Annotated in this window: 25 protein-coding genes and 1 riboswitch; of the genes, 7 read left to right on the plus strand and 18 right to left on the minus strand. The window is 34.1% G+C overall.

Translation table 11 applies throughout. The features are described from left to right. Positions 1-41 precede the first annotated feature (41 nt). Positions 42-147, minus strand: a riboswitch (SAM riboswitch). A gap of 283 nt (positions 148-430) precedes the next feature. The 7 genes from NYE52_RS17050 to NYE52_RS17080 all read right to left on the minus strand — a co-directional run bounded on the left by NYE52_RS17050 (position 431) and on the right by NYE52_RS17080 (position 7,031). After that, on the minus strand, positions 431-778 hold the full coding sequence (locus tag NYE52_RS17050) for an SCP2 sterol-binding domain-containing protein (protein WP_341194143.1): 348 nt from the start codon (positions 776-778) through the stop codon (positions 431-433). A 231-nt stretch (positions 779-1,009) separates the two neighbouring features. After that, entirely contained in the window at positions 1,010-1,321 is a 312-nt protein-coding gene (locus NYE52_RS17055; protein WP_341194144.1) for a thioredoxin family protein, read from the minus strand. Beyond that, on the minus strand, positions 1,318-1,671 hold the full coding sequence (locus tag NYE52_RS17060) for a toprim domain-containing protein (RefSeq protein ID WP_341194145.1): 354 nt from the start codon (positions 1,669-1,671) through the stop codon (positions 1,318-1,320). Before NYE52_RS17060 ends, NYE52_RS17055 begins: the two co-directional genes overlap by 4 nt. Positions 1,672-1,870: 199 nt before the next feature. After that, positions 1,871-2,254, minus strand: a complete 384-nt coding sequence (gene gcvH, locus NYE52_RS17065) for a glycine cleavage system protein GcvH (RefSeq protein ID WP_341194146.1) — start codon at positions 2,252-2,254, stop codon at positions 1,871-1,873. 71 nt (positions 2,255-2,325) lie between these two features. Further along, entirely contained in the window at positions 2,326-2,682 is a 357-nt protein-coding gene (locus tag NYE52_RS17070) for an arsenate reductase family protein (RefSeq protein WP_341194147.1), read from the minus strand. Positions 2,683-2,863: 181 nt separating this feature from the next. Beyond that, complete coding sequence (locus tag NYE52_RS17075; RefSeq protein ID WP_341194148.1) at positions 2,864-4,618, minus strand: acyl-CoA dehydrogenase family protein; 1,755 nt, start codon at positions 4,616-4,618, stop codon at positions 2,864-2,866. A 40-nt stretch (positions 4,619-4,658) separates the two neighbouring features. After that, positions 4,659-7,031, minus strand: coding sequence for a 3-hydroxyacyl-CoA dehydrogenase/enoyl-CoA hydratase family protein (locus NYE52_RS17080; RefSeq protein WP_341194149.1), 2,373 nt, complete (start codon positions 7,029-7,031; stop codon positions 4,659-4,661). Between the two features lie 201 nt (positions 7,032-7,232). On the opposite strand from NYE52_RS17080, the gene NYE52_RS17085 reads away from it, so the two are divergent. From NYE52_RS17085 to NYE52_RS17095, 3 genes are all read left to right on the plus strand, one after another. Next, a complete protein-coding gene (locus tag NYE52_RS17085) occupies positions 7,233-7,367 on the plus strand; it encodes a YuzL family protein (RefSeq protein ID WP_341194150.1) in 135 nt (44 codons plus the stop codon). A gap of 23 nt (positions 7,368-7,390) precedes the next feature. Next, entirely contained in the window at positions 7,391-7,663 is a 273-nt protein-coding gene (locus NYE52_RS17090) for a hypothetical protein (protein WP_341195216.1), read from the plus strand. Positions 7,664-7,835: 172 nt separating this feature from the next. Beyond that, positions 7,836-8,174, plus strand: coding sequence for a spore coat protein (locus tag NYE52_RS17095; protein ID WP_341194151.1), 339 nt, complete (start codon positions 7,836-7,838; stop codon positions 8,172-8,174). A gap of 77 nt (positions 8,175-8,251) precedes the next feature. Here the strand turns inward: NYE52_RS17095 and NYE52_RS17100 are convergent, their stop codons facing one another. From NYE52_RS17100 to NYE52_RS17110, 3 genes are all read right to left on the minus strand, one after another. Further along, a complete protein-coding gene (locus NYE52_RS17100; RefSeq protein WP_341194152.1) occupies positions 8,252-8,500 on the minus strand; it encodes a DUF2573 family protein in 249 nt (82 codons plus the stop codon). Between the two features lie 213 nt (positions 8,501-8,713). Then, positions 8,714-9,859 carry an FtsW/RodA/SpoVE family cell cycle protein gene (locus tag NYE52_RS17105; protein ID WP_341194153.1) on the minus strand — a complete coding sequence of 382 codons (1,146 nt, stop codon included), beginning with the start codon at positions 9,857-9,859 and terminating at the stop codon, positions 8,714-8,716. Between the two features lie 451 nt (positions 9,860-10,310). Continuing rightward, positions 10,311-11,594, minus strand: a complete 1,284-nt coding sequence (locus NYE52_RS17110; protein ID WP_341194154.1) for a methyl-accepting chemotaxis protein — start codon at positions 11,592-11,594, stop codon at positions 10,311-10,313. Between the two features lie 472 nt (positions 11,595-12,066). Between NYE52_RS17110 and NYE52_RS17115 the strand changes: the two genes are divergently transcribed. Then, on the plus strand, positions 12,067-12,258 hold the full coding sequence (locus tag NYE52_RS17115; RefSeq protein ID WP_341194155.1) for a hypothetical protein: 192 nt from the start codon (positions 12,067-12,069) through the stop codon (positions 12,256-12,258). A 210-nt stretch (positions 12,259-12,468) separates the two neighbouring features. Here NYE52_RS17115 and NYE52_RS17120 read toward each other — a convergent pair whose 3' ends face one another. The 5 genes from NYE52_RS17120 to NYE52_RS17140 all read right to left on the minus strand — a co-directional run bounded on the left by NYE52_RS17120 (position 12,469) and on the right by NYE52_RS17140 (position 16,860). Continuing rightward, entirely contained in the window at positions 12,469-13,203 is a 735-nt protein-coding gene (locus tag NYE52_RS17120; protein ID WP_341194156.1) for an amino acid ABC transporter ATP-binding protein, read from the minus strand. 53 nt (positions 13,204-13,256) lie between these two features. After that, positions 13,257-13,958: an amino acid ABC transporter permease gene (locus NYE52_RS17125; RefSeq protein ID WP_341195217.1), complete on the minus strand. Its 702-nt coding sequence runs from the start codon at positions 13,956-13,958 to the stop codon at positions 13,257-13,259. Continuing rightward, entirely contained in the window at positions 13,945-14,763 is an 819-nt protein-coding gene (locus NYE52_RS17130) for an amino acid ABC transporter substrate-binding protein (protein WP_341194157.1), read from the minus strand. The genes NYE52_RS17125 and NYE52_RS17130 overlap by 14 nt, the downstream gene beginning before the upstream one ends. Positions 14,764-15,082: 319 nt before the next feature. Continuing rightward, complete coding sequence (locus NYE52_RS17135; protein ID WP_341194158.1) at positions 15,083-15,628, minus strand: hypothetical protein; 546 nt, start codon at positions 15,626-15,628, stop codon at positions 15,083-15,085. Between the two features lie 299 nt (positions 15,629-15,927). Next, positions 15,928-16,860: a carbohydrate kinase family protein gene (locus tag NYE52_RS17140; protein ID WP_341194159.1), complete on the minus strand. Its 933-nt coding sequence runs from the start codon at positions 16,858-16,860 to the stop codon at positions 15,928-15,930. A 265-nt stretch (positions 16,861-17,125) separates the two neighbouring features. On the opposite strand from NYE52_RS17140, the gene NYE52_RS17145 reads away from it, so the two are divergent. Continuing rightward, on the plus strand, positions 17,126-17,962 hold the full coding sequence (locus tag NYE52_RS17145; RefSeq protein WP_341194160.1) for an undecaprenyl-diphosphate phosphatase: 837 nt from the start codon (positions 17,126-17,128) through the stop codon (positions 17,960-17,962). An 86-nt stretch (positions 17,963-18,048) separates the two neighbouring features. On the opposite strand, the gene NYE52_RS17150 is transcribed toward NYE52_RS17145, so the two are convergent. Further along, positions 18,049-19,053: an AI-2E family transporter gene (locus NYE52_RS17150; protein ID WP_341194161.1), complete on the minus strand. Its 1,005-nt coding sequence runs from the start codon at positions 19,051-19,053 to the stop codon at positions 18,049-18,051. A 323-nt stretch (positions 19,054-19,376) separates the two neighbouring features. On the opposite strand from NYE52_RS17150, the gene NYE52_RS17155 reads away from it, so the two are divergent. Further along, the gene (locus NYE52_RS17155; protein ID WP_341194162.1) at positions 19,377-20,768 is read left to right on the plus strand and encodes an amino acid permease; all 1,392 of its coding nucleotides are present in this window, start codon (positions 19,377-19,379) and stop codon (positions 20,766-20,768) included. Positions 20,769-21,182: 414 nt separating this feature from the next. On the opposite strand, the gene NYE52_RS17160 is transcribed toward NYE52_RS17155, so the two are convergent. Beyond that, positions 21,183-24,308 carry an MMPL family transporter gene (locus NYE52_RS17160; RefSeq protein WP_341194163.1) on the minus strand — a complete coding sequence of 1,042 codons (3,126 nt, stop codon included), beginning with the start codon at positions 24,306-24,308 and terminating at the stop codon, positions 21,183-21,185. After that, entirely contained in the window at positions 24,286-24,780 is a 495-nt protein-coding gene (locus tag NYE52_RS17165; RefSeq protein ID WP_341194164.1) for a MarR family winged helix-turn-helix transcriptional regulator, read from the minus strand. Before NYE52_RS17165 ends, NYE52_RS17160 begins: the two co-directional genes overlap by 23 nt. 204 nt (positions 24,781-24,984) lie before the next feature. Between NYE52_RS17165 and NYE52_RS17170 the strand changes: the two genes are divergently transcribed. Beyond that, positions 24,985-25,386 carry a hotdog fold thioesterase gene (locus tag NYE52_RS17170; protein ID WP_341194165.1) on the plus strand — a complete coding sequence of 134 codons (402 nt, stop codon included), beginning with the start codon at positions 24,985-24,987 and terminating at the stop codon, positions 25,384-25,386. Positions 25,387-25,447 lie beyond the last annotated feature (61 nt).

Below are 25,447 nucleotides of genomic sequence, written 5' to 3' on the forward strand. Positions count from 1 at the left end.
AAGACGAGCAGAAAGGTTTCTAATATTAGTAATATCCCTTTCTCTCATCTATCAAAGCTTAATGCTTTGTGTGAATTGGCACCGTTTCAGTATACTGACGGTTGCCGGGTTTCATAGGGCACATCCCTCCACCTCTCTTGATAAGAGCGTTATCTATATGAAATTATTTAAATTCGTAAATATGATAGATGTAATTTACCACTTCCTGATATTAGTGTCAACACATTTTTTAATATAATATTTTTTCTGAATTTTCAATTAAAAATTGTAAGATTTTCTGACATAATTATTTTGATAAGAAAAATTGGATTTAAAGTGTATTTGTCTAATTTTGTCAAAAAAATAACCTGAAATGCCTTTTCCTTTCGGTAAGAAAAGCTGGCTTTCAGGAATGATTTTGTGATCTTTTTTCTATTTAGGAGCTAACTACTTAACTGATTCGTTTTACAGGCTGTGAGTTGCACAAGAAAAGCAAAGATTCTAACAAAAGAACTTTCCTTAAAGATCCATCTAATTGAATCACTCCGTTCTTTTTCGCTTCTCTTAGAAGTACCTCTCCTCTCGTGACAGAGATAATACTTTCTCTTTCTCCTGTCAACCATACATCTGGACTTTCATCTTTCATACTTCTCCATGAAAAATGTTCGTTCCTTACTTCCACTAAATAGGAATCCTTTTGACATGATATTGCTAATGAAAACGCAGTGTTTCGTAATAATGGTTTTAAAGACTCTTTACGGTTCAACTTATCTACAAAACTTGTCATCCATTCCTGCAAAAGCATCTCCTACTTTCTGCCGAACAATCTTATATTACTTATTCTTGCAATAACAGAAAAAAACCTGCTTAATAAGGAACAAACTTTTGAAAAATATGGTTGGAATAACGTCAGGATTGGCAGACTTTGATGGGACTTCTCTGTTACCTTCTTTCAACAAATCGGCTTTCAACAATCGAACCACTTCGACTCATTAAAATAACGACCCTTTCCGCCAGAGGAAAGGGTCGTTTACTTCGCATATTTCTTGATAACTTCTACTAAATGAGGTACCGATTCAAAGCGATACACTTTCTCTTTTACATTCCCCTCTTCCACAATAACTAGGCATGGAACACTTTCAACTTCATACTTCATGGCCAATTCTGGCGCATAATTCAAATCCATTTTTCCTATATTTAAATCTGGCTTCATCGTATGTAATATCGTTAGCATTTTAGAAGCAACCATGCATGTACCACAAAGGGGAGTATACAAATAAAGAAAAGCAAGTGGGGCACCCTTGATTTGTCTCTCCCAATCATTGATTTTCCAGTCTATCATAATCCATTCATCCTTGTATCTAAGTATTTTGCTTCAATTTCGATGTTTGCTTGTAATAAGAGTGTTGCTAAATGATGTTCAGGAGAGGCAGCAACTTCTTTGTATTTTCGATCAATATAAAGAAATTCTGCTTCAGGAAGTTCCCTTTTAAATTGCTTTCTAATTTTATCTCCTGACTTATCTGCATCCACTAAAATATATACATCTTTATCCATTAGTTCTTCTAGTAATTCATCCAGCTTCGAAACACCAATTGTTCCATTGGTACAAAGGATATCCACTGGCTCACGCACAATCTTTTCTATTTTTCTTTTATCCGATTTGCCTTCAACAATGATTACTTTTTTCATTTTATCACCTAAAGGAGTTATTTCATTTTACTTTAACATATTCAAACTAGAAGAGAAAGAAGTTGGTTCATGGAATAATTTTTAATCATTAACTAATACGTATTAGGCACTTTATTCGTATTCATCCTTTTCTATTCATATATATTAATAAATGACGAAAAAAAGACACCGGTAAAATACCGATGCCATCATTAGGAAATTATCCTTCATTCGTCATTTCTTCGTATTGTTCTGCTGTCATTAGCGTTTCGATGTCTGCTTTATCACTAGGCTCGATAACGACCATCCATGCTTTTTCATAAGGAGATTCATTAACAAACTCTGGATTGTCGCTAAGCTCTTCATTCACTTCTACTACTTTTCCGCTAATCGGAGCATATAATTCGGAAACTGTTTTAACAGATTCTACACTTCCAAAAGGCTCATTTGCAGTTACTTCATCGCCTACTTCCGGTAGTTCGACAAATACGATATCCCCTAATTCAGATTGTGCAAAGTGTGAAATTCCTACACGAGCATTTTCTCCTTCAACTTTTACCCATTCATGTTCTTTTGAATATCGTAAATCCTTTGGTACTGTCATTATAAAACCCCTCCATATTTATCATTTTCACTCTGGTAAAACAGAGTTTCCTATTAAAAAAAGCAGGTTACTTATGTCCAACTTTCTTTAAACACTTCTTCTTTAAAGCCTAAAGTTACTTTATTTCCATCTGTCGTTAAAGGACGTTTAATCAACATGCCATCTGACGCAAGTAAATCGAGTAGTTCGTCATCTGAAGCTTCTTTCATTTTATCCTTTAATCCTAGATCTCTGTATTTCTGGCCAGAAGTATTGAAGAATTTCTTTAATTCCAGACCACTTTTTTTATACAAATCCTCCAATAATTCGCGGGAAGGAGGATTATCCACAATATGTACTTCTTCATATGACACATGATTTTCATCCAGCCACTTTTTTGCCTTACGACAAGTTGAGCATTTTGGATACCAATAAAAAGTAACTTTCATTCCATCACCCATAATCTATGTATTTTAAATCATTCCACTAAATATTATCACAATTTTATATAAAGTGAAACTTCAATAGCTGCGGCTTTTTATGGCAGTTAACAGTCAACTAGATTTCCATTCTACGAATAGTCCTTCGCACAGTAGTTTCTACTATTGCGAAGAACCTTATCATAAAATACTATACGTAATATTCTCCAGCCTTCAACAAACTTGTTGCAGCCTCTCTCTTACTGGCAATAAGGGCCTTTGGTGTATATCTAGTATATTTCTTCAATATGGAAAGGGCTAATCTTAATTCATCGCCACTAAGCATATATGCTAAAGTATCTGTTGCTTCTGTGATAACTTGTTGAAAAGCTTCCTGACAATAGATTTCCGTATACAACATTTTTTGTTTTTCTTCTTTTTTACTTTTTTCCATTGACTTCTCTGTTCTTAAAATACAGGAGTCCATCGCAAAAATAGCATTGATAATATTTGCTAGATTCACCATAATCTCTTGCTGTTCTTCCAATTTATCCTTATATTTCTTTAGCATCATCCCAAATAGGAGATAACTAATTTTTTTCGAATTCGACAAAAGCATTTTTTCTTGTGATAATGGCATTTCATCTGGATCTTCTGGAAGAAAGGAAATCATTTCTTTTTCCGTCATTGCTGCAAGTGCGAATAATGGAAGCTCACCTTTCAAACTCTTTTTGGCCAAGGTAGGAGGAATCAATAATCGATTTATTTCATTTGTCCCTTCAAAAATACGATTGATTCTTGAATCACGATACATTCTCACAATATCGTAATCTTCCATAAAACCATTGCCTCCATGGAGTTGAACACATTCATCTACAACCATATCTAATACTTCTGAAGCAAAGATTTTGTTCAAACTGCATTCTATTACATATTCATTTATAATTTTCGCCATCTTTTTCATTTCTACATCGTCTGCTAATCCATCCATTGCTTCTGAAAGCAATCCAGCTGTTCGATAAACAGTACTTTCTGCTGCATAAATATAGGAAGCCATTGTCGCATACTTTTCAAGTGTAAGGGGAAAACGGGATATCGGAGTGGAGAATTGTATTCGTTTATCTGTATATGCAATAGTCTTTTTAAGTGCTTCCTTACTAGCACCAATTGCTCCAAGACCTAGCTTGTAGCGCCCAATATTTAAAATATTTAATGCGATTAGATGACCTCTACCTACTTCTCCCAATACGTTTTCAACCGGTACTTCAACCTGGTCAAATCGTACTGCACAGGTGGAGGAACTCTTGATTCCTAATTTATTTTCTTCTTTTCCCACGGAAATTCCGGCAAATGCTTTTTCTACGATAAAGGCTGTGAAATGCTCTTGATTCACTTTAGCATACACAATAAATATATCAGCAATACCGGAATTCGTAATCCACTGTTTTTCTCCTGTTAATCGATAATGAGTCCCTTCTTGATTTAAAATGGCTGTTGTTTTTACACTTAGTGCATCTGATCCTACAGTCGGTTCTGTTAATGCATAGGATGCTATTTTTTTACCACTAGCTAAATCAGGTAAATATTTTTCCTTCTGTGCTTTATTTCCGAATAAAACAATTGGTAAAGAGCCGATTCCTATATGAGCGCCATGAGTGACAGAAAACCCCCCTGCAACAGACATCGCTTCTGAGATAACAGCAGTACTAATTTTATCTAATCCCAACCCGCCATATGCTTCTGGAATATCTGAGCTTAATAAGCCTAATTCCCCTGCTTCTTCCATCAATTGTTTCGTTATTGTAAATTGATGATTTTCCATTTCAGCCAAATGTGGCAATACTTTTTTCTGAACAAATTCACTTGTCATTTCCGCAATCATTTGATGCTCTTCTGTAAAATCCTCTGGTGTAAAAATTTCTTCATTGGTGATCTGTTCTGTTAAAAAACTTCCACCTTTTTGCATGATATTCCTTTCCTTCCTTTCTATATCATCTTTTAACGGTTTATCTCTTTTTTTTCGTAGTCAATGGCTTCCCTGTTTGTAATAGATGCATCATTCTTTGCTGTGTCTCCTTTTCCTGAATTAAACGAATAAATGCCTCTCTTTCTAGATCTAATAGATAGTTCTCCTCTACCAATACGCCACACTCAACATCGCCACCAGTAAGAACTGTTGCAAGATTACTTGCGATAAAAACATCATAGTCAGATATAAAACCGATTTTTTGTAGTTTTTCTATTTCATTCATTAAGAATTGATATCCCGCTCTACCACAAACCATTATCTTTTCTTTTTGCGGTGCTTCATACTTTTCATTAACCATATGCAGAACTGCTTTTTTGGCATCTCTTAATAAAAATTGTTCATTATTTGTTATTCCATCATTCTCCGTTAAGAAACCTATTTCTTTTGCGAGAACGGCAGAAGTAGATACCTTAGCTGTTAAAATTGTCTGAAATACCTCTCCTGTAAGCTGGAATAATTCTTCAATTGATGGATTTTGTTTTTGTTTCAGCCTATTACAATACAGTTCTGTTGTTCCTCCACCACCTGGAATAAGCCCAACTCCTGTTTCCACAAGACCTATATATGTTTCTAAAGATGCTTGGACCTTGCTGGCAGCGAGACAAACTTCCGCTCCTCCTCCTAGCGTTCTTTGATAAGGAGCCACTACAACTGGTTTTCCGCAATATTTTATGCGTTTCATTGCTCGTTGAAAACGGCGGACGGCTAGCTCTAATTCCGTCATATCTTCGTTTTGGGCTTCTAGCAGCATTAATGCTAAATTAGCACCAAGACTAAAATTCTTTTTTTCACTGCCTATAACTAAGCCTTTATATTCATGTGTTTCTACCAGTGCTATCGACTTCTCAATCATGGAAAGGATATCGACACCAATACTCATATTCCTACTGTGTAATTCGAGTAATAACACCCCATCGCCTATATCAATTAAACTCGCCCCATCATTGGAAAGAAGAGCACCTCTTTGTTTTTTACTTTCATAAATGCTTATTTGATCTTTACTTTTTGGAATTGGCCAATATTCTCCTTGATGATAATAATGAGCTATCCCATTAATTTCTTTATAAAATTGTTCAAATCCTTGATTAATCATTTCTTTAATCCATAAAGGAATCTTCATCGATTCTTCTTCCATACGTTGAACCGTATCTTTTAAAGACAATTTATCCCACAAGCGAAACGGACCATTTTCCCAGTTAAATCCAGACTGAACAGCCAGATCTAACTCATAAATGGAATCGGTAATTTCACCAACCATTTTTGCCGAGTATAGCAAAAATGGAGCAATCCCTTTCCATAAAAATTGCGCTTTTTTATTTTTCTCCTCTAAAAACAACGGAAGCGATTGGCTTATAAATTGTTCTTTCGTTACAGTCAAATTTTTGTATTTGAACGTATGATAATCTAGAACTTTTAATCCTTCCTCTGTTTTTCTATAAAATCCTTTTTTTACTTTTCTGCCAAACATCTTTCTCTTAAGCATTTCTTCTAACAAAACGGGGATTTGGTACATCTCCATTTCTTCTGATAGTTTCATTTTCCCTTGCATATTTTGAATGACCTGATAGAAAGTATCCAACCCAACCATATCCAAGGTTTGAAAGGTAGCACTTTTTGGTCGGCCAATGAGTGGCCCCGTTAATTGATCCACTTCATCAATTGTTAAATCAGCCTTCATCATTTCTTTAACAATATTTAAAAATGCATAAGAGCCAATACGGTTTGCAATAAAATTAGGAGTATCACTTGCTTTTACTACCACTTTACCTAATGATTCCTCCGCAAATTCACTTATCATTTTCACAACATCTGGGTCCGTTTCTTTTGTAGGAATAATTTCAAGTAGTTTAATATACCGAGGCGGATTAAAAAAATGGGTACCTAAAAAATGAGCCTGGAAATCTGCTGAGAGATTTTCTTTCATCTCATTAATAGATATCCCAGAAGTATTACTGCTAACAATTGAACCTTTTTTTCTATATTTATCTACTTTTTTAAAGAGTTCCTTCTTTATGTGAACATCTTCAATTATTACTTCTACTATCCAATCTACTTCCCCTAATAAAGAGAAATCATCTTCTAGATTGCCAATTGTTAAATGCGCTAAGTTATCAATGGAAGTGAGTGGACTAGGAGTGTCTGTTTTCATTTTTTCGACGGCTAGCCGTACAAATCGATTTCTAACCACTTCATCCTTTTTCGTTAAACCTTTTTGTTTTTCTTCTTCTGTTAACTGGTTTGGCACAATATCCAGTAAAACCGTAGAAATCCCTGCATTAAGAAACTGTGCCGCAATCGCTGCACCCATTACTCCAGAACCGATAACCGCAGCTGATTTTATCTCTTTCACCTTACTTCCTCCTTGAAAAATATCTTAAAATTTCTTTATGCTCTTTTAGATGATTACTCATTGAATTATTCGCCTTTCATTTTTACATGTATATGATTTTACGAAGGATATGTCATATTTAATCTCCAAGCTATCTGCTCATTAAATATGAAAAATAGGAAATGCTAAAAATGAAACAAGAAAAGGGAGGTGAATAGAAAGATGGCCCGTCTTAAAAAGAATCCTTCTAAAGCAGGGGTTAGTGCAGCTAGTGTGAAAGGTAATGCTGGTCCTACCGTTGAGGCAGATGGTGGTGGAAAAGTTAACAGTCAAAATAATCAGTATAAAAAGCAATAGTTTATTTAGGAGGTAGAACTTTGATGCAGCAACAACCCAATAATATGACACAACCAAACGGGATGATGATGAAACCACCTGTTATGGTTACAGTCAAAGATTCCCTTTACTTAACAGATATGCTTTCTTGGAATTTATTAGCGATGAAAAAAGCACATTTCTTTGCCCAAAGTGCCCAAGATCCGGCTATTAAATCCCATCTTGAAAAATGTGGACAAATGCATCAGCAACATTATGAAAGAATACTTAATCATCTAAATACAAATAGTCAGCCGATGTCTCAACAACCACAATAATTACTTACGAAATAGAAGAGATTGTTGATTCATTATGCTCATTCTACTAAATTGAATGCAAACTATATTTCGACCTTGTCTTTCGTAGAATGAGCATCTTCTCACATAAAAATGGGGATGAATCAGTAATCAGATTTATGAAATAATAATCTTGTGAGGAAGGACAAAGGAAATGAACAACCAACAATCAATCCAAAATCCTGAAGCCCAGGTACCAAAAACACCACAAATGAATGATCGTGATTTTACTAATGATATGCTTGCAACTGAAAAATATCTGACGGATTCTTATTCAACAGCTTTAAATGAAGCTAGTAATGAACCGTTATATCAAGACTTGTTGTCGATATTTACTGAAACACAAAATATGCAAAGAGAATTGTATGATTTAATGTTTCAAAAGGGTTGGTATAAGCTTGAAGCGGTTGATCAGCAAAAGCTTCAACAATCCTATCAACAATTTAAAGGGTATAGTAATCAATTTCCCTATGGAAACACTACTATGCAGTAACCTTTTTTATTCATACCACCTAAGGATTGGGTGGTATGTTTTTTACACTTTGTCCAGCTTTCTATATAGCATATGTTTTACTTTTGATTTTGTTTTCTCATCTCGTTCATTTTTTTTATTTCAGCTATTATTTGGATAATGTTTTGTTTGCCATCAGGAAATTTAGCATTCCAATGCTTCACCAAGCCTGGCATATTTTTTGACATAAAAGAATAAAGCATCCATACTTGTACTTTTTCATTAAGCTCTTCATTTTCTTCTCCAAGTAGTAATTCCGTGTAATTGCTCAGTAATGCTTCAAACTCTTCTCTAAATTTTTCATTCATTTTCATTCCTCCATCTCTATGCGTTGACAAATAAAATAAATTGAATTATTATAAGAATACACCTAATGATAATGATTATCAATATCATTAATTGCATTCCATAATAATTTAGATTCTTTCCTTTTCTTTCCCCCTCATTTTAAGAATTGAGAAAGAATAAACGAAAAGAGGCTGCACCCTGTCAGCCTCTTTTCGTTATTTAAGAAAAACGCTTTATTCATCACTTGAAAACATATACTTTTTATAGTGATACCTGATCGAAAAAATTAACCCCATTGATAGCATATTCCCCATCAATGAGCTACCTCCATAGCTAATAAAAGGGAGTGGAATTCCTGTAATCGGAAGGATACCTACTGTCATCCCAATATTTTGGAAAACATGAAAGCAAAGCATACTAATGATGCCTACACTCATACAAGTATAAAATGTATTTTTTGTTTCCAATGCCACTTTTGTGATGTGATAGATAAGCAAGAAAAATAAACTAATAATAATACTAGCACCAATAAATCCAAACTCTTCCCCTACCACACTAAAAATAAAATCAGTATGATTTTCTGGAAGCACTACTTCACTTGTGCCAACTCCCTTCCCTGTTGTTTGTCCAGAACCTATCGCAAGTAAGGATTGTGTTAAGTGATAGCCTGTCGTGCTTTGATACGTATATGGATCCAACCAAGAATAAATTCTTCCCATTTGATATTCCTTAACTCCGAAATATGTTGTAATCCAATCAGGATGCCAAATAACAAGATACAGAACCGCTGTAGCAATGACTGCAAAAGTCGAGAAGATAGGCGTTAGAATCTTCCACGAAATACCAGAGATAAAAACCATGCCGAGCATAATCGCAAGGAAAACTAAGGAGGTACCTAAGTCAGGTTGTAACATTACTAGGAACAACGGAAGTGCTGTTACACCCCCTATTTTAAATAATAAAAAGAAATCACTTTGTATGGTTTTCACAATATATTTTTCTTGATGTTCTACAATTAATCGAGATAAGGCTAATACTAAAAACACTTTTACGAATTCAGACGGCTGCAAAGAAAAACCAGGTAATGTAAACCAGCTTTTCGCGCCATTAATTTCTCGGGCAATGCTTTCCGGTGCGAGAATTAGCAATACTAATAATAAAAGACCAAATGCATACAGATACCAAGTTAGTTTTTTTAGCTGATCCGAATCTAAACGAATTACGCCAATAATAATTCCTATACCAACTCCATAAAATAAAACCTGCTTTAACACATAAGATGAATTTGCTCCATATATAGCAATAAGACTTGTTAAACATAAAAGCATTAATATTAGAACAAGTGTATAATCTAATTTCGATGAATTTTTTGGGGACATTTTGTCATTGCTCCTCGTTCAGTAAAACTTTTAACAGTGGGTTAAATTTATTTCACCCTATAAATAATCCATTTTTTTATTTATCTTTACCCCTAAATGAATAGAGTAATATACATATTTACAATTCCCCATTATATTTGTATTTGCATGAAATAACAACTTTCGACAATCATTTTCGTGAAATTTATTATTTTGATTCCTAACTTTAACCAAATTGAATAAAAACTGTCTCAATTGTCATAGAAGTTCTTGTTCCTTTTATATTTCCCTAAAAAAAAAGAATGATCAAAAGCGTTCATCTCACAGAAAAATTTTACTGGATCTGTAACTGTCTTTGACCATTCTTTTTATTTGATTTTTTCTTTATAGAATTTATTAAAGTAAGGTGTCTTTCGTAAACTTTGTTGCTAGTATTCCGTAGACTGAATTAATAAGCTTCCTTATCCTTTAATTAATGTACATGTATCGTTTTTGTTAATTCCACTAAGTCATCAGCAATTTTGGCTAAGGATTTAGTAGATGACGTAATTTCTTCAATTGCTGCCAACTGTTCTTGGGATGCTTCTGATACACTCATGGAATTTTGACTATTTTCCTTTGCGATACCAGTAACTTGATCCACAGATCCTGCCACCTCTACAATATTCGTTGAAATCTTATTGGCAGCCTCTAGAATATTTTCCATTTGACTGCTCATTGATAACATAGAATCTGAAATAACAGTAAACTTTTCCTTTGTGTCATTTGTAATATTAATCCCGTCTTTTACTTCCTCTGTTACTCTTTTCATTGTTTTTACAGAAGAAAGGGTATCTTTTTGAATTTCATTAACTAAAACAGCAATTTGCTTAGCAGACTGATTGGATTGTTCGGCTAATTTTCTTACTTCTTCGGCTACTACTGCAAAACCTTTACCAGCCTCACCAGCTCTTGCTGCCTCAATAGCTGCATTTAATGCCAATAGATTTGTCTGATCAGCTATTTCTGTTATAACTTTTAGAAATTGACCAATTTCTTGAGAGCGTGCCTGTAATAATACAATGGAGTCATTCGATTCTATCACAGAATTTTGGATTAAGCTCATTTGTGTTACCGTATTATCCACTACTTCTTGTCCTTCTTTTGCCTTCAACACTGTATTATTTGTGCTTTTTACCATTTCTTCTGTATTTTTTGCAATATCTTTTATTTCGCTATTAACAACTGCTACCGAATCAACAATGAATTCCATTCCTTTTGTTTGCTCTTCAGAACCTGCAGCAACACTTTGAATGGCAGAAGAAATTTGCTCCGATACATAGCTTGTTTCTACCGTATTAGCCGTTAATTTTTCGGCAGATGAGTTAATTTGTTCTGATGTTTCATTTACTTTCTGAACTAAGTTACTAATAAATTCTTTCATTAAAATAAACTCATCTGTTAATTGACCGATTTCATCATTCGATGTCTTTTTAATCTCTATATCTAAATTGCCTTCTGTAATTTTCTTCGTAAAATTCAATAATTTTTTAAGTGGAGTTATTATTATTCGTCGCGTAAATAATGCGACAATAACCGTTACAAACACTAGATTAATAATCGTATTTACAAAAATACTAAATGCTTCCGGGAAAACTCCTGCTTCGAGAATAAGTTCATGAAGCTTAAACGAAATCATGGTACTAAATAATGTAGCAAAAAATATTATGACAATCATCTTTGTTCGCAAACTACGAAAAATGGTTCTTTTCTTCATATAAAAATACCTTCCTGACCTCTTTATAGTTCTTAACACCTATCATTTTTTATTAACATCTAACTTTTTTGCTTACACTTCTTTTGCAAATATGACTAAAGAAGCATAAATTTGTAAGTTAATGAAATTTTCTCAAAACAAATAGTTGTTTATACCTATTTTACAAAAAAACACTGTTTTAAGCAATTTTAAACAATCGTTTATTAATAAAAAAGAGGCATAGCCCAACGAACGGCTATGCCCAAAGTGAGAGGAGGTTATGGGGTTACGGTATAAAGAATATGACTGTGTATTCAGCTTCTTTAGAAGGTGATACAAGCTATTCCTTATACTTATTAAATATGCTTTTTTGTAAAATGAGTGAGGGCTTATCCCCTTTATCCATAAAAAAGGGCAATCATCCTTTAGCGGTAGTATATTTATTATTCTCTACATATACTAAAATATATGAATAGCGGAAAGAAGGTTCGAAATGAAAAACCCCGTATATGTAAACTTGATTATCTATTGCTGCTTGTTGACTATCTTCACGACGTTTCTTTTCTATGCTATGACTGGTTTATCCGTTTACACCTTTGCTTCGTTTATTTCAGGAATAGCTGTTGCTTTCTTCAATTTATTAGAAGAGGAAGTCATTCATAAGAAAATTCATGATGAACAATAATATTCTTCGTTTAAAAGAACTCATGTAAATTCAAAAAGTAGCTGTTTTATAGAATACGTTACAAACATTTAGAATCCAGCAAAAAAATTTAATTTTTATGTATAAAAAAAGAAAAAGGGGACCACAATGATACTACAAAGTGTAATTCCCCCTTTTGTTTTGAGTTGCTAAGGAAGATCTTTACCAAAGATTCCTTTGCAACTCATTTTTTTATTGAATTAATTGCAGAAATTGTCGCGTTCTTGCTTCTTGTGGTGTAGAAAAGATATCATGAGGTGTTCCTTTTTCCACAATATAGCCACCATCCATGAAAATAACCTCGTCTGCTACTTCGCGCGCAAATTTCATCTCATGCGTGACAACAATCATTGTCATTCCTTCATTTGCTAGTTCTTTTATTACCTTCAACACTTCCCCAACAAGCTCAGGGTCTAATGCGGAAGTCGGTTCATCAAATAACATCACTTCTGGTTCCATCGCTAGTGCCCGTGCAATACCGACACGCTGTTGCTGACCACCTGACAATTGAAATGGATAGTAATCGATTTTATCACCGAGGCCAACTTTATTCAATAAATCAGCAGCCTTTTTTCTTGCATTTTCCTTCGATTGCTTCTTCACCGTAATGGGACCTTCCATCACATTTTCAATCGCTGTTTTATGTGGGAAAAGATTATAGCTTTGAAAAACCATTCCCGTTAATTTTCGAAAATCTGTTACTGCCTTTTTCGTCACTTTTTTCGAAAAATCTAATTGTTTTTTCTCAATCGTAATATGACCTGCCGTTGGTGTTTCCAGTATATTCAAACAACGTAGCATTGTTGTTTTCCCTGATCCAGATGGTCCAATTACGACAATTACTTTGCCTTTTTCTACTTCTAGATTTATGTCCTTTAATACTTGTAAATCACCAAAATGCTTAGATAATCCCTTGATTGAAATCATGCTATTCTCTCCTTTCTATATCGATTTTTGAACTTCTTAATGGAAGTGTCGTTTTATTTATTCAAGTGACGTCCGAATCGATTTTCCAGACTCTGTTGAATAATAGAAAGAGGAAAACAAATAAGCCAATACAAGAGAGCAACCTCTGAATAAAGCAATAAAAATTCATAGTTCGTGCTCGCTATTTCTTGTGCCTTTCGAAACATTTCTGTCACTAAGATTAAAGCTGCTAGAGATGAATCCTTAATTAAACTTATAAATGTATTAGACAATGGCGGAATCGAAACACGTGCAGCTTGCGGCAATATAATTCTTTTTAAATTTTGGACATAGCTCATGCCAATGGAATATCCAGCTTCCCATTGACCTTTCGGAATACTTAGAATGGATCCTCTGACTATTTCTGATCCATAAGCTCCAACGCTTAAGGAAAAACCAATAATTGCTGCTACAAACGGTTCGAGGATGATACCAATATTCGGTAATCCGTAAAAAATAATGAAAAGCTGCACAAGTAATGGTGTTCCTCGAATGATGGAAACATAAATTCCCGCAATGATTTGCAGAATTTTAATACTTGATAATCTAGCTAAAGCGGTTAATACAGCAAGGATTATCCCAATGATAAAGGAAATAATTGATAGTGGTATCGTATATAAAATAGCCCCCTTCACCAAAGGGAGAAGGGAACTAACTGCAATATCGTAATATCGCTGAAATGCTTCTGGGTCTGTGAAAATACTATTTAAGTACATCTTCTCCGAACCATTTCTCCGATATTGATTTATACGTACCATCATCAATCATTTCTTGTAAGGCCTTGTTTACCGCTTCTACTAGCGTATCATTTCCTTGTCTAAACATTAAACCACTTTGAGACACATCTTCAGCAGTATCTGCAATCACAGCTTTTGCATCAGGCTTTTGCTTTTTAAAATCTAAGAAAGATAATTTATCATTAATCGTAATATCAACTCGTTTTGCGTTCAATAATTCAATCGCTTGATTAAATCCATCAACTCCAACGATTTCTGCACCGTTATCTTTTGCGATTTCTGCGTAATTACTTGTTAGAGACTGTGCAGACTTTAATCCTTTAATGTCCTCAAAGCTTTTTACATCTGAATCTTCTCTTGTGATAAGAACAGCAGCAGATGAAATATACGGATCAGAGAAAGAGTACTTTTCTTGTCGATCTGCTCTTATCCCTACTTGGTTTGCAACCATATCAAATCGCTTAGCATCAAGACCAGCAAACATGGCATCCCACTGTGTCTCCATAAATTCAGCTTCCACACCTAAATGTTTTGCAACTTCTTGTGCAATTTCTATATCAAATCCAGTTAATTTCCCTGAATCATCATGAAAAGTAAAGGGAGGATATGTACCTTCCGTACCAACTACTAATTTCCCATTTTCTTTTATTTGCGCTAATAGATCTGTTTTGTTATCATTTTTATCTGCAGAATCATTTGATTCATTGTCTGATTTACTCCCACATGCAGACAAAACAATTGTGAAACTTAGTAATAAACTAAACAATATACTTAATTTTTTCATCTTAATCCTCCTAATTCCGATAAGATTTGTCAGCAATTGCTATCATATTATATGGAATTGCCTTTGTCAAAGCTTTCATTCTAACTTTTATTTTCACCAAAAGTTCTGACTTTAACCAATAGTGATATATCCATTTCATACCAAAAAAAGCGACCATTTAAACGGTCACTTTTTTCCATTTATATAAAAAATCTATTATTTAAGATTTAATTAATCGTTTTTCATCCATCGGAATTATTAAGGAATTAACTCCCTATTACTACCTAGCTTTCTTCTAGGTTAAATGAATCTGTTATGTTATAAATAAAAAATAATAGCCTTATACTGCTGTTCTCATAAAAACATGGGGATATTGATGTAATCTCCCTTCATAAACTCTTTGCATATTGTATTCGTCTAATAAATCATACGGTGTTATTAAACATGGTGGTTTATTAAAAAATAATACACCACTTTCATGTAAAATCGAGGCGACAAATTGAGAACAAAAATAAGCATTCTCTCGGTTATAGGGTATCTTAAACAAAATAAATAATAGTCCAATAAGATTGTAACGATAATTTCTTTGTTCCTTCTCCATCTGTTCAATCTTACTTTTCATCTTTTCATATTGTGTCTCCGTCACGGAGATCGAATAAATGATGCAACGACTTTTTCGAAAAAAATCATGTTGTACATTTTCTTTCACAAAGCCGCCGATAAAGGGATTTCTAGGTCTCCTTCTCCCAAAACTATACACTTCCTTTAATTGCGGATCAAAGGAAATAGATGCATGATTATGGGGCTTTCTTGTAAATAATTTAATACAACGTGTGAATAAAGTTCCTGTATCCGTTAAAATAATATAGACTTTTTGTTCCGTCACTCAAACATCCCTCCTTTATTAAATTCGCAATTTTCAATCTCTTTGTACAGAACTAATTTAAGCTATTTCTGCAATGGATTTCACACACAGTTCCATATCCTCATTAGTTCATTTTGCAACAAAACCTTTTTCAAATCCTCTGTTCTATCATATAAAGAATATCTAATACTTGAAACAAACTCTTGGATTATTTTTATCTACGTCTTTAGACTTAAAAAAGTTACAAAAAAGCATCCTTACATTAGAATTCTGCCATAATGCTGATTGTTCCTTCTATGTAAGATGCTTTTGTTTTTTTCTTAAAGAACAAGTGTTTGATAATTATACAGGGTAGGCAGGGAACCCTTTTTAGTTGCCACCATTGCGCCTAGCTTATTCGCATGTCCTATATAATTCACCATCTCTTCTTTCGTATGAGGAAATCCCTTTTCGTGTATATAAGATAGAATAGCTGCCATAAATGCGTCGCCTGAGCCATTAGTATCTAAAACTTTCACTGCCTCGGCAGGTACATGCACTTTTTCTTGGTCAAACAATTGTCCAATAGCTCCTTTTTCTCCTAGTGTAACAAGCTGAAATGGCATATGGAAATTTGCCAGCTGTTCCATCCCTTGCTCCACTGTATCTACCTCCATTAGAAAACAAAGCTCTTCTTCTGATAACTTTAGAACATCAACAAGAGGCAAAAGCTCCCTAATCACCTGTCTGCATTCCTCTTCCCTATTCCATCGTTTCAGCCGAATGTTCGCATCAAAAGCAATTAACAGCCCTTCTTCCTTTGCTAAGCTTATTGCTTTTTTTGTTGCTGCTCTTGCATGTGGATGAAAAAGTGTCCCAGATCCGAAATAGAAAATAGATTTATTTTCAAAAGATTCTCCTTTAATGTCTGTTTCCAATACGACTTCATCTGGAGTTTCATTTTCGTAATTATGAAAATGCCTTTCTCCAAATGCATCAAGATGGACAAAAACATTAGAAATTTTCTTTGTTGATGTACGAACACTATCATCCAAATTTATTTGTTCCTTTTGCATCTCCTCTTCCACAAATTTGCTATCTTCTTCAATCCCTAACTTTGTAATATAAAAGCTTGGAATACCAAATCTACTTATATGTACAGCAACATTAACAGAAGCTCCACCTAAATTTCTATCAAAGCTGTTATTATCACTTGTTCGTGAAACAAAATCAATAAACGCATCACCAAGAGATAGAATTCCTTTTTGAGCCATATCATTCTCTCCCCCTCTATATTTACTCTCCTAAGTATACCTTCATTCCGATTATTAAGCATTTTAACCTGAAGGAACTTTGGGAAAATTAGTGAAACTCACGAAACAATTTCTACGTTATACTCTATGTAAAAATTTTAATAGCAGAAATTTTACCTCACATAGCATTCAGCTTTTGCTAAATATTTGATATGATAGTTGGGTGTATGTTTTTCCGCAAAAAATATAATTTTTATATTAATTGATAAATAGGAGTGAAAAAGGCTTGGATAAATTATGGGAATTAATAGTTGCCTTTATTTTAGGCATAGTAGAAGGTTTAACTGAATTTGCACCTGTTTCATCAACAGGACATATGATACTTGTTGATGATTTATGGTTAAAATCAGGAGAAATTTTTTCACCTGAAGTAGCAAATACCTTTAAAGTAGTAATTCAATTAGGATCGATTTTAGCAGTAGTCATCATCTTCAAAGATCGCTTCCTAAATATTCTAGGTTTGAAAAAAACGATTAATGGTGAAAAAGTAACCGGGCATAAATTAAGCCTAGTACAAGTTCTTATCGGATTGATTCCAGCAGGTGTTTTAGGACTCCTTTTTGATGATTACATAGATGAGCATCTATTTAATTTTGAAACAGTTGTGTATGCTTTGATTGTCGGTGCCATTTTGATGATTATCGCAGATTACACACAAAAGAAAAAGAAACCAACAACGACTTCTTTGGACCAAATTACAAATAAACAAGCATTTTTCATTGGATTATTTCAATGTATTGCCTTATGGCCAGGGTTTTCAAGATCTGGATCAACGATATCTGGTGGAGTACTTATGGGACTAAGCCATCGTGTTGCAGCTGATTTTACATTTATCATGGCTGTTCCGATTATGGCTGGAGCAAGCTTTATTTCTTTATTAAACAATTGGGAATATATCACATCAGCTTCTCTTCCATTCTTTATTGTTGGCTTTATCAGTGCGTTTATTTTTGCATTAATTTCCATTCGATTCTTCTTAAAGTTAATTGATCGAATAAAATTAACACCATTTGCAATTTACCGCATTATTATTGCCGTTATTATTATCGTGGTATTCTTATAAAAACAGTTGGTAGTTATTCATGAACGAAAAAGGTCATCTCATTTTTGAGATGACTTTTTTCGTTCATTTATTTCCCCATGCTTCAATCATTTTTTATCGCTCTTCACTTCTAATATATCCAGCAAAAATATGAAAATAGGAATCCCTACAATTAAACCCCAGACTCCAAAGAAGTGCTCAGAAAATATAAGAACAATAAATGTGAAAAATACTGGCAAATCAGTCTTAGAAGACATTAACTTTGGATTTAAAATATATGCCTCAATCGAATGAATAACCATAATTAAGACAACAACCGAAATGACATGGGTTATTCCTCCAACGGTGTAGCCAATAATGCATAATGGGATGAAAGAAATAATGACTCCTGCCACTGGTATAAGCCCAAGCAAAAAAATCATAATGCCTAAGCCAAATAATTGAGGAAAGCCTAGGAAATATAAAGAAGTTGTCGTTAAAAGGCAATTAATGATTGCAATAATAAATTGTGCTTCAATTACTTTTCCAAAAGTAGCAACAAATTTCTTTCCGAAATACATACATTCAAAATAAATCGGCGCTATTTTGCTAGTATGGAAACGAATCGCAAATAATCGCAATCGATCCTTTTCTAATAGAAAAAATAAGCTAAGCACAATTGCCATAAACACTTGCAGAAGATTTCCCCATATATTTGTAAAATACTTAAATATAAAGCTGAAACCCTGATGCAAATAAGTAGTAATACTTAAATTATTAATTATGTTAACGATAAAATTTAATACAACATTATCATGTGGTTGCATATAAAAATCTGTAATTTGAATAACTAATACAGAAATTTGCTGAATGACAACAGGCAAATAGGTGGAAATTCCATATATAAGTAGCGATAAAACGGAAAAATAGAGCAAGATAACAGCAATTGTCCGTTTTATGGCAAACTTACTTGTAAAAAACTGAACAAGTCTATCCATTAAAAAGGAAAAAATAAAAGTAAATAAAAGCAGATTTATCATACTTCGAACAAAATAAAGGCACAAACCAATTAAAAACAAAATAAAAAATCTTTTTACCCCTCTTTTTTGAAAAAATTGCACCAATGTTTCCACACAAAAGACCCCTGACGATTTAAAATGCCTAACTAATATGAAATTTTCTTTCATCCTTCATTATCAATCCATTAAAGAAAAATAACAAGAAAAAACGATTGAATTTTTTATGACGTTGATTCTCTTTGAGTATTGCTAGTACCACCCTATATTTTAGCATTTGATTTTCACGAAATTGTAACAGAAAGGAATAAATTTCTATATTTTTTAGAAAAATCTTTCTTTACAGTCTATATGATAATTAGTAAAATAGGAAAGTCGTTTTTTTATACGGTCGATATTTTTATATAATTTTCGCAATTTTTTATCATCAGGAGGTTTACATGAAAATCTTTAGAAAAAAGGCAGTAACTTCAAGTACAAGCACCTCGCTAAATCGTGTACTCGGCGCATTTGATTTAACGATGTTAGGAGTCGGTGCAATAGTTGGTACTGGAATTTTCGTATTGACTGGTGTTGCTGCGGCTAAATATGCAGGACCAGCTCTTATTCTTTCCTTTATCATTGCCGGCCTAGCTTGTACTTTTGCTGCTTTATGCTATTCGGAGTTTGCATCAATGATTCCACAGTCCGGTAGTGCCTATACTTATAGCTATGTAGCATTTGGAGAAGTAATTGCTTGGATTTTAGGATGGGATTTAGTATTGGAATATGGACTTGCTTCTGCAGCTGTGGCCAGTGGCTGGTCAGGCTATTTCCAAAGCCTATTATCAGGTTTTGGCATTCATTTGCCTACCTTTATGACAAGTGCTTTTAACCCTGCAAATGGTACATTTATTGATGTCCCTGCCATTATTATCGTCTTTATTATTACACTTTTATTAACGAGAGGAATTCAAGAATCCTCTAAATGGAATATCATTATGGTATTTATTAAATTAGCAGTCGTTTTACTCTTTATATTTGTTGGTGTTTGGTATGTAAAACCAGATAATTGGGTACCATTTACACCATTTGGTTTTTCTGGTATTACGACAGGTGCAGCTGTTGTTATTTTTGCTTATTTCGGCTTTGATGCTGTTTCCACAGCCGCAGAAGAAGTGAAAAATCCACAAAGAAATCTACCTATTGGGATAATTTCAGCTTTAGCTATTTGTACCGTACTCTACATTATTGTATCGCTTATTCTAACAGGAATTGTTCCTTATCATCAATTAAATGTAAAAGATCCTGTTGCCTTTGCTCTTAGCTATATAAATCAAAATTGGGTAGCTGGTTTTGTTTCGCTTGGTGCAATCATCGGTATCACTACCGTACTCATGGTAATGATGTTTGGACAAACTCGCCTTTTTTATGCAATTAGTAAAGATGGTTTGCTTCCAAAATCTATGCAAAAGGTTAGTAAGAAAACCCAAGTTCCTATTGTCAGTACATGGATAACATCCGCTTTAGTAGCTATATTTGCAGGCTTTGTGCCACTAGATCGTTTAGCAGAACTAACAAATATCGGAACATTATTTGCTTTTACTATGGTTTCACTTGGTGTTGTTGTATTACGCTATACCCAACCAGACCTGCAACGTGGTTTTAAAACACCTTTCGTACCATTTATCCCAGGGCTAGCTGTTATCTTTTGCGTTTATTTAATGCTCCAGCTAAGCACCTTCACTTGGAAGGGCTTCGCCGTTTGGCTAGTAATTGGATTAATTATTTATATTGCATATGGTTATAAGCACAGTAAATTAAATGATTCTAATGAAAAATCTATTGAGTAATAAAAGGCTGGGACAAAACTAAATAGCCAATCTGTACAGACGAACAATCTATAATTTAGAGCTTAAATAAAGGCTACTTTATCATACTGGTTATTTATGTTTTTAAATATAGTCATGTGTAAAAACTAATCATTTTTCCAAGAAAAAATAAATTAGTAAGAAAAATGGAGCAGCCTGAATACACGTAGACTCCTATGGGAGCTGCGAGAAAGTCCGAGACCCCGCAGGAACGTAGTGACGAGGAGGCTCGGCGCTCGCCCCATGGAAAGCGAAGTGTATTCAGGCTGCGGATAATAACACCATTTTTACTGAAACAGCCTTTTATAAACCAAAATAAACCCGAACAATCATACGGAACTACCGTACGGTTATTCGGGTTTATTAATGGATGGAATACTTATGTCCCAGCTTTTTTTAGTCTTTTACTCGCTTAAATGGCCACCAGTTTGCTTCTCCAAAATTCTTTACAAGTACAGGGATAAGCAATGGCAAGATAATAAATGCATATAAGAATAATCCAACCAAGACTATACTAGCTATTTGCAATAAGGAAAGCATTCCCGATGGCATCATCGCTGCGAATGTCCCACCTAAAATAATCGCTGCTGAGATAATCACAGTTCCCATCTTCTTCATCGCTTCTAGCATCGCTTCTTTTATTGTCAAATCCTTATATTCATTGAAACGATCCATAAGGAAAATACTATAATCCACACCTAAAGCCACTAAAATTACAAATCCAAAAAATGGTACTGCCCAGCTGATTCCAGAATAGCCAAGCATATTGACATAAATCGCTTCATTAATTCCAAGTGCCGTGTAGAACGTTAAAATTAATGAGCCAATAATATAGGCTGGCATAATAATGGAACGGAATAAAAAGATTAATACAATGGAAATTCCAATCATCATCCAAATAACAGTATTAGTATAATCTGCATTTGACATCGTTCGAAGGTCTGCATTGGTACTGGTAATTCCCGAAACAGCAACTTCTGCATTTTCTAGCTTCGTCCCTTTAGTTATACGCTCCACACTATCCTTAATCGTATCAATTTGATCGATTGCTTCATTAGAATAAGGATTATCCGCAAATATAACGTCAAAAGTCATTATTTTATTATTTGGAGATAAATACGTATCTAACGCTTCCTTAAATTCATCGCTCTTTAATACATCTTCAGGAATGTAGAAGCTATTTGTTTCATTCTTGGATAAACCAGATAAATAATCTGTAGCAGAACCTAATCCATCGGAAACTTGATCTAAGCCTTCTGCACTTTGTGTTAGTCCATCTGTTAATTGGCCAAGCTGTCCGCCAATGTCACTAAAACCATCCAATAATTGCTTTTGTCCCTCATTGATACTACTTAATCCGTTCGTTAATTTAGGCATATTGGCAACGATTTGCCCTTGGCCTTCTGCTAATTGTCCTAATCCCTTTTGTTGTTGTTCGATAGCATCAATTAATTGTTGTAATCCAGTCGTTAGATTGCTTTGATTTTTTACTATTTCTGCATAACCATCATTTGCTAAGCTAATTCCTGATTGAAGTTCAGTTAGACCTGCATTTAGTTTATTCACACCAGAACTAATGGCTGGCAATTGTTGCTGCGCTCCTAAAAATCCAGATTTAATGCCTACATAACCTTGTTCATTAGCTAATCCAGTATATTTATTTTCTAGATAACCAAATGTTTCTTCTGGAACTTTATTTAGACCACTTGCTAATTGCTCTAACCCTAAACTAATTTTTTGATATTCCTCGAGAATCGTAGATAAATTGGTTTCTACCTTCTCATAGCCACCTTGTAGATCTTTATGGGCTGTTAATAATGCCTCCGCACCTGTTTTTGCTTCTTGTAATCCTGCTTTTATTTGGTCGGATCCAGTAGCCCCTAATCGAATTCCATCTTCAATTTTTTTCAAATTGGTTTGAATTTCTCCTAAACCAGATTTTACATCATTTGTTCCTTGTATGAGTCCATTGATTCCATCTGCGGCTTCATTTAGCTGTGGTCCTGATTTTTGCAGCTCATCTCCTGCACTGTGTAGTCCTTCACTAATTTGATCAATTCCTTCTTTTCCTTGATCCAAGCCCTCTTCTAATACCTCTGCTTGCTTAGAAATATAAAGATCTTCAATCGATTCTCCCATTGGTCTTGTTACAGAACGTACTTTATCTACCAAATCTACCTTGGATAATTCATTAGTAATAGAATCTGCTAAAGATAAATATTCAATCGTGTCTAATTCATCATCATTTTTGATGATAACAGTTGTTGCCATCGATTCTCCTGGACCAAAACTGTCAGCAATTGCATTAAATGCTTTAATAGACGAATAATCATCACTAATTTCTTCTAAGGAATTAAAAGAAAGATCTCCATCATATGTGACAAGGAAAGGCACACAGATACATGCGACAACTAGTAAGGACAATAACGGTCTTTTTAAGGAGAAATTACCTGCTATTGCCCAAATCTTACTATCTCCATGCTCAGCTGACCCTTTAGACGGCCAAAATAATTTATTACCTAGCAGTAGCATAAAAATTGGTACCACCGTGAACAAGGCAATTAATAAAATAGCTACTCCAACCGCTACTGCAGAAGCAGATTGATAAAGCACAAATTTTGAAAATCCAATTGCAGCAAACCCAATCATTACAGCAATCCCACTAAAAAATACGGTTCTCCCTGCATTCTTGTACGTCTCTACGATCGACTCCCAAATACTTTCCCTATGCATCATTTCCTCTTTAAATCTACTTAATAGCAGGATGCAATAATCTGTTCCTATCCCAAAGAGAACAGCCACTAAGAAGATTTGCGTATAAGTGGAAATCGGAAAATCAAATTTATCCACTAGAATCGACACGATGGACTGAGATGCTAAATAGGTTACACCTACTGTGATTAAAGGAATAAATGGTGCAATAACTGATCTAAATACTATTAATAGCACAGCGAGAATGAAGACAACTGTTATCCCTTCCGTTTTCTTTAACCCTTCTTGAGAACTATTAACTAAATCTTGATCAATCATCCAATTGCTCGTATAAAAGTGATCCACATCATATTTTTCTATTGTTTTATATAATGCATCACTTACTTCATCTGCTTCTCGGCCATTCCAGCTTATCGTTAAGGAAGTAAGTATCGTTTTTCCATCTTCTGAAACCAATTGCTCTTCAAGATTTTTATTATTAAAAGAAGAAAGAATATCTGTAATTCCAAGCTCTTCTTTGTTTGCTTCTAATGCTTCAACCGCTTTTTCTGCTTCCTTTATATCGTTTTCGGACAACTTCTTATCATTATGAAAGACAAGTGCTACAGTGGACTGCTCCCCTACATTTTTCTGATTTTGAATTTCATCCAGAATTTTTCCTGCTTGGGAAGAGGAGTACTCATCAGGAATAGTAATCTGACCTTTTTCCTTCACTAAATCTCCCATATTTGGAGCTATCATAAATAAACCGACTATAGCAATAACCCATACTCCAAGAATAAACCATTTACCTTTTAAAATAGCATTCACTTTCTTCCCTCCAACCTTTATCCTTATTTCCCTCAATCAGTCCATCTAATTTCGCATATGTGTCTAAGAAATTTTGAATTTCAGTATAATCAAATTTCGAGATGACAGATTCAATTACACTTTGGATTTTTTTCTCCATTTCGCTAAAAGTCACTTTTCCTTCAGATGTTAACGTTAAATATATGACACGCCTATCCTTTTCATCTCTTGTTCTTTCCACCCATCCCTTTTCAACTAGGCGATTGATAATGGGCGTAATAGCACTTTTCTTTACACCGAAGACAGTCGCAAGCTCCGTAGATGTACAGACTTCCACTTTGTTTATATGACGCATCGTAAAATGCTGCTCTGTTGTAAGAACATCGCCAATTTCCTGCCTTATTAGCTGATCAAATTTACGATTAACTGAAAAATTTATACTGACATATCGATCAATTATTTTATTTATATCTGTTCGATTAATAATAGTCACCTCTTATCCATTTAGTTAAATAACTTAACTATTAAACATTTTAACTTTATTGTTATTTTTATGTCAACAAAAAATTTTCATTCTAAAAAGATAAAGGAACTAACCTTATCCTTTATTCCACAACTAAGGGTGAAGCCTAGTGATAGCTAACATCAAAGCTTCTCTATGCTATAATAAGGAAAAAAGTAAACGGAGAATAAGATTATGTTTCCAAACATCTCAATGAAAAATACGCTTATGGAAAGTTTAGGAATCCAAATAGTCGAGGTAGATAAGAACGGTACATGCATTGCAACAATGCCAGTAGATGCTAGAACAAAGCAGCCATTTGGCTACCTTCATGGCGGTGCTTCCGTTGCTCTAGCAGAAACTGCTGCAAGCGTTGGAGCTGCAAATCTTGTTGATGTTAATAAGCAGGCTGTTTTTGGACAAGAAATAAATGCAAATCATATCCGCTCTGTTAAAGAAGGAATCGTAACAGCAACAGCCAACGTCATTCATCAAGGAAAATCTAGTATGGTATATGAGATAAAAATAGTAAATGAACAAGAAAAATTAATTTGCATCTCGCGGTGTACGATGGCAGTGATTCAGTTAGAAGGGTAAAATGGAGTGTTATTTCACAAAACGCTTTATTATAAAAAAGAGGCTTCCAATTTGCCAGTTA

It is taken from the genome of Niallia sp. FSL W8-0635 (genome assembly GCF_038007965.1).
Lineage (GTDB): Bacteria > Bacillota > Bacilli > Bacillales > Cytobacillaceae > Niallia.

Coding starts and splice junctions, on each gene's coding strand:
- NYE52_RS17055 (WP_341194144.1), bottom strand. CDS start 1,321: ATGATAGACTGGAAAATCAATGATTGGGAGAGACAAATCAAGGGTGCC.
- NYE52_RS17060 (WP_341194145.1), bottom strand. CDS start 1,671: ATGAAAAAAGTAATCATTGTTGAAGGCAAATCGGATAAAAGAAAAATA.
- gcvH (WP_341194146.1), bottom strand. CDS start 2,254: ATGACAGTACCAAAGGATTTACGATATTCAAAAGAACATGAATGGGTA.
- NYE52_RS17070 (WP_341194147.1), bottom strand. CDS start 2,682: ATGAAAGTTACTTTTTATTGGTATCCAAAATGCTCAACTTGTCGTAAG.
- NYE52_RS17075 (WP_341194148.1), bottom strand. CDS start 4,618: ATGCAAAAAGGTGGAAGTTTTTTAACAGAACAGATCACCAATGAAGAA.
- NYE52_RS17085 (WP_341194150.1), top strand. CDS start 7,233: ATGGCCCGTCTTAAAAAGAATCCTTCTAAAGCAGGGGTTAGTGCAGCT.
- NYE52_RS17090 (WP_341195216.1), top strand. CDS start 7,391: ATGCAGCAACAACCCAATAATATGACACAACCAAACGGGATGATGATG.
- NYE52_RS17095 (WP_341194151.1), top strand. CDS start 7,836: ATGAACAACCAACAATCAATCCAAAATCCTGAAGCCCAGGTACCAAAA.
- NYE52_RS17100 (WP_341194152.1), bottom strand. CDS start 8,500: ATGAATGAAAAATTTAGAGAAGAGTTTGAAGCATTACTGAGCAATTAC.
- NYE52_RS17105 (WP_341194153.1), bottom strand. CDS start 9,859: ATGTCCCCAAAAAATTCATCGAAATTAGATTATACACTTGTTCTAATA.
- NYE52_RS17110 (WP_341194154.1), bottom strand. CDS start 11,594: ATGAAGAAAAGAACCATTTTTCGTAGTTTGCGAACAAAGATGATTGTC.
- NYE52_RS17115 (WP_341194155.1), top strand. CDS start 12,067: ATGAAAAACCCCGTATATGTAAACTTGATTATCTATTGCTGCTTGTTG.
- NYE52_RS17120 (WP_341194156.1), bottom strand. CDS start 13,203: ATGATTTCAATCAAGGGATTATCTAAGCATTTTGGTGATTTACAAGTA.
- NYE52_RS17125 (WP_341195217.1), bottom strand. CDS start 13,958: ATGTACTTAAATAGTATTTTCACAGACCCAGAAGCATTTCAGCGATAT.
- NYE52_RS17130 (WP_341194157.1), bottom strand. CDS start 14,763: ATGAAAAAATTAAGTATATTGTTTAGTTTATTACTAAGTTTCACAATT.
- NYE52_RS17140 (WP_341194159.1), bottom strand. CDS start 16,860: ATGGCTCAAAAAGGAATTCTATCTCTTGGTGATGCGTTTATTGATTTT.
- NYE52_RS17155 (WP_341194162.1), top strand. CDS start 19,377: ATGAAAATCTTTAGAAAAAAGGCAGTAACTTCAAGTACAAGCACCTCG.
- NYE52_RS17170 (WP_341194165.1), top strand. CDS start 24,985: ATGTTTCCAAACATCTCAATGAAAAATACGCTTATGGAAAGTTTAGGA.